The 6,150-nt window shown below is 74.0% G+C and carries 5 protein-coding genes and 1 pseudogene; 2 read left to right on the top strand and 4 right to left on the bottom strand.

The window, feature by feature from the left end; genetic code table 11:
* Both AC5LSR_RS22800 and AC5LSR_RS22795 read left to right on the top strand, forming a co-directional pair.
* Positions 1–724: pseudogene (locus AC5LSR_RS22800) on the top strand (NAD-glutamate dehydrogenase domain-containing protein); the annotation flags it as partial.
* Between the two features lie 108 nt (positions 725–832).
* Positions 833–1,420, top strand: coding sequence for a Uma2 family endonuclease (locus AC5LSR_RS22795; protein ID WP_250290227.1), 588 nt, complete (start codon positions 833–835; stop codon positions 1,418–1,420).
* Between the two features lie 3 nt (positions 1,421–1,423).
* On the opposite strand, the gene AC5LSR_RS22790 is transcribed toward AC5LSR_RS22795, so the two are convergent.
* The 4 genes from AC5LSR_RS22790 to AC5LSR_RS22775 all read right to left on the bottom strand — a co-directional run bounded on the left by AC5LSR_RS22790 (position 1,424) and on the right by AC5LSR_RS22775 (position 6,035).
* Complete coding sequence (locus AC5LSR_RS22790; protein WP_493468990.1) at positions 1,424–2,671, bottom strand: glycosyltransferase family 2 protein; 1,248 nt, start codon at positions 2,669–2,671, stop codon at positions 1,424–1,426.
* 94 nt (positions 2,672–2,765) lie between these two features.
* Positions 2,766–3,893: a glycosyltransferase family 4 protein gene (locus AC5LSR_RS22785; RefSeq protein WP_250290223.1), complete on the bottom strand. Its 1,128-nt coding sequence runs from the start codon at positions 3,891–3,893 to the stop codon at positions 2,766–2,768.
* Between the two features lie 165 nt (positions 3,894–4,058).
* Positions 4,059–5,198 carry a glycosyltransferase family 4 protein gene (locus tag AC5LSR_RS22780; RefSeq protein WP_493465722.1) on the bottom strand — a complete coding sequence of 380 codons (1,140 nt, stop codon included), beginning with the start codon at positions 5,196–5,198 and terminating at the stop codon, positions 4,059–4,061.
* 129 nt (positions 5,199–5,327) lie between these two features.
* Positions 5,328–6,035, bottom strand: coding sequence for a class I SAM-dependent methyltransferase (locus tag AC5LSR_RS22775; protein WP_493465723.1), 708 nt, complete (start codon positions 6,033–6,035; stop codon positions 5,328–5,330).
* Positions 6,036–6,150 lie beyond the last annotated feature (115 nt).

Raw genomic sequence — 6,150 nt, 5'->3', positions numbered from 1 at the left:
CGGGGGCGCCGGTGAGGACGGCCGTCCGCGCCCGGCCGTGGGTTCCACCGACCCGGCCGCCGAGGCCCTGTTGCACTGCCATTTCGTCCAGGAGGAGGCCGCGCTGTGGCTGCTGCGCTCCCGCCGGTCACCGCTGGACATCACCGCCGAGACCACCCGCTACGCCGAGGGGATGGCCGAGGTCGCCGCGGCACTGCCCACCGTGCTCGCCACCGTCGGCTCCGACCAGGAGCTGACCGCCGTCCTGCGGTTCGCCGAACAGCTCTACGAACGCGGCCTGCCCGCCCGGCTGGCCGAACGCGTCGCCTGGCTCGACGCGATGAGCCCGGCGCTGGACATCGTCGACGTCGCGCTGCGTAACGACCTTGAGCCGAGTGACGTGCTGCACATCCACACCGCCATCGGGACGAGGCTGGGGCTCGGCCGCCTCGGCCTGGCGCACCTGATCGGCCGCGGCGCGCAGCCGCCCGGTCAGTCACGCTGGGAGCACATGGCCGCCGCGGCGCTGCGGGCGGACGTCGCCCGGGCCCGCTCGGCGCTGACCGAGGCCGCCATGGCGGCGTCCGAGCCCGACCTGGACGCGGCCGTCGAACGGCTCACCACCGGTGCCCGGGCGGACCGGGTACGCGCCATCGTCGAGGAGGCGACAGCGGCTCCCCGCCTCACCAGCGCCATGATCTCCGTCGTGGCCAGCCGCCTGAACGAGCTCATCCCAGGCCGCTGAGCCCCCCGACCACCACATGTCATGATCGTAGTCGGCGAGAGTTCACGCGGGCTGAAGGACTAACCTCATGGTTGCGATGGCTGCCGCCTTAGGAGAGGACAGGAGCCAGTGAGTGTCGACTACGACTACGGCTACGGGCCCTACACCGTCGAGGATCTGCACGGGCTGCCCGATGCTGGCCGGTCCTTCGAGCTCGTCGATGGCTGGTTGATCGAGTTGGCGCCCAGTACACGTCACGACTTTCTCGCCAGGCGGCTGAGCCGGATCCTGGAACGCGCCGCCGAGGACGCGAAGGCTCGGGTCTACGTCCAGGCACCCATGGACATCGCCACGCCCGCGGGCGCGCGCAAGCCCGACGTTGCCGTGATCGACGCGACCGCCGCCAGCAGCGCCCGCAGGCTCGGCCGCTCGCTCTACCACGGGGCGGACGTGCTCCTGGCGGTCGAAGTCGTCTCCCGCGGCTCCGGCAGCGAACGCGAGGACCGGGGACGCAAGGTCACCGAGTACGCGCTCGCCGGTATCCCCCAGTACTGGATCGTCGACTTCGACCCCGAACCCCGCCTCCAGGTGCTCCGCGTCGCCACCGACCAGGGGCGTTACGGAGCCCCCCTGGCGTTCAGCGGAGACGGCACCGTCAAGCTCGAGGACCCGTTCCCGATCTCGTTCCCCCTGTCCGACCTGCTGGACTTCTCCTAGAACTCACCGCGACGCGGTGACCGGCCCTGGTTCGGGCGCGGGTTCGGACCAGGACCGCGCGTGGGCAGGGTCAGCGGTCCGGACCGCGTCCGCGTCACGGGCGGGCTCTGTGTCACGGGCCGGTGCCTCGTTCTGGGCGGGTTCGGTGCTTCGGGACGGGTCGGTGCCGCGAGGCGGGTCGGTGCCGCGAGGCGGGAGGGCGTCGGCGGAGCGGGTCGCGCGGGCGCCGGCGCTGTTGTCGGCGAACGCCACGGCCGCCAACAGGCGCAGGGCGAGCCCCAGCCCGAGCAGGATTCGCAGCGGCAGGTGGCGCGCGTCCGGGTACTGCCGGGACAGGTAGCGGAACATGCTGCGGTGGTGGGCGACGACCATGCGGCGGGAGGACCGCCTCGTCGAGTGGCCGCCGAGATGCTCCACGACCGCGGTCGGCACGTAGACCCGCTGCCAGCCGAGCAGGCCGAGCCGGCGGCCGAGGTCGACGTCCTCCATGAACATGAAGTACGTCTCGTCGAACCCGTCGACCGTCTCGAACGCCTGGCGCCGCAGCACCTGGCACGCCCCGGACAGCCAGCCGGCGGTCGTCTCGACCAGCACGCCGCGCTCGCGGCGGTAGGCCGTCGTCCACGGGTTCGTCGGCCAGCACCAGCCGAACAGGGCGTGACCGATCCCCCGCCGCAGGGACGGCAGCTCACGGGCTGACGGATAGAGCACGCCACCCGGATTGGTGATCGCCGGGCCGAAGGCGCCGGCGCCCGGCCAGCGTCCGGACGCCGCCAGCAGCTCGTCGAGCGACCCCGGCGTGAACGTGATGTCGGGGTTGGCCACCACCAGCCACGGCGCGGCGCTGCCGGCCGCGCCGCGGTTGACCGCCGTCCCGTAGCCGAGGTTGCGCCCGGTGCGCAGCAGGCGGACCTCGTCGCGTCCGGCGGCGGCGGCCGTGCCCGCGTCCAGCGCCGGGGAGTTGTCCACCACGACGACCTCGTAGGGCAGCGACGTGGCCTTGGCCAGGGAGTCCAGGAAGGGGCCGAGCACCTGCCCGGAGTGGAACGCCACCACCACCACCCGCAGGTGCGGCCGGGTGTCCGCGGCGGCCGGGCCGTCCGGCTTACCGTCGGACGGCGACTCACCGTCCGACGGCGACGACGACGGCTGCCGCGACGCTGGCCGCGATGACGCCGATGCCGGCCGCGACCGCGACGCCGGCTGTGTCGATGCCGCCTCGTTCCGTGCGCTGTTGTGCTGTGCGCTCACTGACCGCCCTCTTCGTCCCCGCTCGCCGGATGCACAGGTGATTGCCGCACCCGGGTCAGGATGCCACTGGCGGTGCCGCGGCCGGCTGTCGGGGTCAGGACGCGGCGGCCCGCGCGTAGCTCGCCAGGTGCGCCTCGGCGCTCGCCGCCCAGGTGAACTCCCGGGCCCGGGCGAGACCGGCCTGCGCCAGCGACTCGCGCCGCGGTGCGTCGTCGAGCAGCGCGCTCATCTCCCGGGCGATCGAGTCGACGTCGGGCTGGGTGTAGGCGACGGCGTCACCGCCGACCTCCGGCAGGGACAGCCGGGGGGTCGTCAGCACCGGCGCGCCGCAGGCCATCGCCTCCAGCACCGGCAGCCCGAAACCCTCCCCGTGGGACGGGTAGGCGACCAGCGACGCCCCGCCGAGATACCCGGGCAGGTCGGAGAAGCGCAGGTAGCCGGGCCGGACGACCTTCAGGTGGGACGGCACCGAGGCGACCGCCGCGTCCACGTCGTCGTCCCAGCCCGAGCCGCCGGCGAGCACCAGCGCGGGCGGGGCCACCCGGTCGTGTACGGCCTCGGCCCAGCCACGGATCAGGTTCGGGACGTTCTTGCGCGGCTCGAGCATCCCGAGGAAGGCGACGTACCGGCTGTCCCCGAGGCCGAGCCGCAGCCGCACCCGGCGCTTGTCCTCCTCCGTCGGCGGGTGGAAGGTCGCGGTCTCCACCCCGTGGTAGGCGACGTCGGTCGTGGTCGAGTCGCCGTCGAGGACCCGGATGAGCTCGTCCCGGGTGGCCTTGGACGGGACGATGATCCGGTTTGCCTTGCGCACGGCGGTACGCATCGCCGACCGGAAGAACGTTCCCTTCACGGCGGTGTGCATCTCCGGCTCTGTGAAGAACGTGACATCGTGGATGGTCACGCACACCGGCTGGGAGGTACGCAACGGCATGGTGTAGTGCGGCGAATGGATGACCTGTGCGCCGACCTGGTAGGCGACCAGCGGCAGCCCGGTCTGTTCCCAGGCCAGCCGGGCGGGCCGGTGGGCGATCGCCGCTGGCCCGGCCACCACGTTGGCGTGCGGGGCCATCCGGCCGTACCGCTCGTAGTCCGATCGTTGACAGACCAGGGCGAGGTCGGCGCCAGCCGCATCCAAGGCCGCCACCAGCCCGTCGACATAACGACCGACGCCACCACGGTCGGCTGGAACCGCTGTGGCGTCGACGAGCACCCGGGGAGACACGGCGCTCCTTCCGACTGGCGGCGTGTTACTCACCGCTAGGTTCTTCGAGACCACCGACGCCGCGTGAAGCCGTCCCCCGGCGGGTCGCCCCCGACCCGCCCGGTACTGCCGATCACGTCGACCTCGGTCCGCAGGCAAGCCTACGCCCGCACCGGATCCTGAGAGTCACCCCGTCGAGAACTCCCGAGAGCCGCTAAGTCGACGGTAAAGGGACCAGACCGATTCCGCTGCCCCGTTCCAGGTAAATGCCGCCGCTCTCGCTCGCCCGTCCACGCTCAGCCGACGATGTAACTCTGTGTCACCAACAACGGACGTGACGGCGCGGGCCAGCGCGGCGGCGTCGCCGACCGCGACGGTCACGATCGCGGGCCCGCCGACCTCGACGAACGCGGGAATGTCAGAGGCGATCACGGGGACACCGTGGGCCATCGCCTCGACGACCGGCAGCCCGAAGCCCTCCGAACGGCTCGGCGCGAGCAGCGCGGTGGCCCGCGACAGCACGACCGCGAGGTCGGCGTCGTCCAGCCGGCCGAGCAGCCGCAGCCGGGCCGGCTCGAGGCCGAGGCGGGTGGCCTCGGCCCGCAGGTCCAGCCCGCCCCAGCCCGGCGCGCCGACGTGCACCAGTGGCAGGCCGGGCGCGGCCGGGTCGCGCAGCGCGGCGAGCACCGTCTCCAGGCCCTTGCGCGGCTCCAGGGTGGCGAGGGTGAGTAGATAGCCGCCGGCGGGCAGGCCGAGGCGCCCGGCGCGGGCGGCGGCGTCCGCCGGGACCTGCCCGACCGCCTCGCTCACCCCCTCCCCGACGACGTGCAGCCGCTCGGCCGGGATCGGCAGACAGGCCCGCAGGCCGGCCGCGACGGCCCTGGTGGGGACGATCACGGCGTCGGCGTGGCGGGCGACCCGGACGCCCATCCGCCGGTGCCAGCGGGCGCCGTGCGGGGTGAGGGTGTGCGGGTGGGTCCACGGCACGGCGTCGTGGACGGTGACGACCAGCGGCACCCCCGGCCGCCGGGGCGGGACGAGCAGGGTGGGGGCGTGGACGACGTCCACTCCTGTCGGCGCCGGGCCGTGGCCGCGCTGCCAGGCGGCGGCCAGCCCCTGGCGGGGCAGCGGCAGCCGGATGGGGCCGAGGACGCCCGGCACGGCCGCGGCGGCGACGGCGGCCTCCGGGCGCCAGGCGCACCAGCCGATGACGGTCTCACCCGGCCGCGCCGTCCGCGCGAGCGCGGCGGCGAGCTCCGCCGAGTACCGCCCCGTCCCCCCGGGCACCGGCGCCAGCATCTGGTCGACGAGAAATCCAACCCGCACGACGAACCATCTTCCTCGGGAGAAGCCGGCCCGGTAACTGCCGGTGGTGTGGTGGCGGTGCCGGTCACAGCCGGTGCCGGTCACAGCCGGTGCCGGTCGTGGCCGGCGTCCGCCGCGAACCGGGCGTGGTTACCGTTTGCGGGCGTGGAGCAGCACCACGCTGCCGTGGCCGTCCGGGGTACGCCGGTCGGACAGGGCGACGACCGGTGACAGCGGGGCCGCCGCGTTCCAGCCGGCCCGGCCGCCCTTCGCCGACAGCGTCAGGTACAGCCGCTCGGCCCGCCGCGAGCGGAACATGTAGGTCTGGCGCACCACCGTCAGGCCGCGCTCGTCGAGCAGTTTCGCCAGCTGGTCGCCGGTGTAGGTCTGTTGGACGTGGTAGCGCTGCCGGTGCCGGGCGAACAGCGCCGGCCACTCGTCGGCGCGGGTGAGGGCGTCCGCGGACATGACAAGGTCCCCGCCCGGTCTGAGCACCCGCGTCATCTCGGTGAGCGCGGCCGGCCCGTCGTCGAAGTGCTCGATCGCACAGACCGACAGCACCACGTCGAAGGAGGCGTCGGCGAACGGCAGCGCCAGCGCGTCCCCCTCGACGAGCGAGGGACGCCCGCGCAGCCGGCGGCCGAACTCCAGCTTGCCGCGGGCGAGGTCGAGGCAGACCGCCCGCGCCCCGCGGCGCACCGCCTGGCCGGCCCAGTACCCGTCACCGCCGGCGACGTCCAGGACGGTCCGCCCGGCCAGCTCACCAGCCCAGGCCAGCAGCGTGCCGGCCTCCCGGCGGCGCATGACGTGCACCTGATGCCCGGTGTACGCCAGCGCCTGATCCCGCAGCAGGCCCACCGTCGCGCCTTTCGCGGCCGGCCCCTTCACCGCCACGCCTTTCGCAGCCACGCCTTTCGCGACCGCCCGCTTCCGCGTCTCACCGCCACCCACGTCATGAACGACAGTCTGCCCC

This window comes from Protofrankia sp. CiP1_Cm_nod4 (assembly GCF_982290645.1).
Note: the sequence above shows the minus strand (reverse complement) of the source record. Positions and strands in the feature narration are given on the sequence as shown.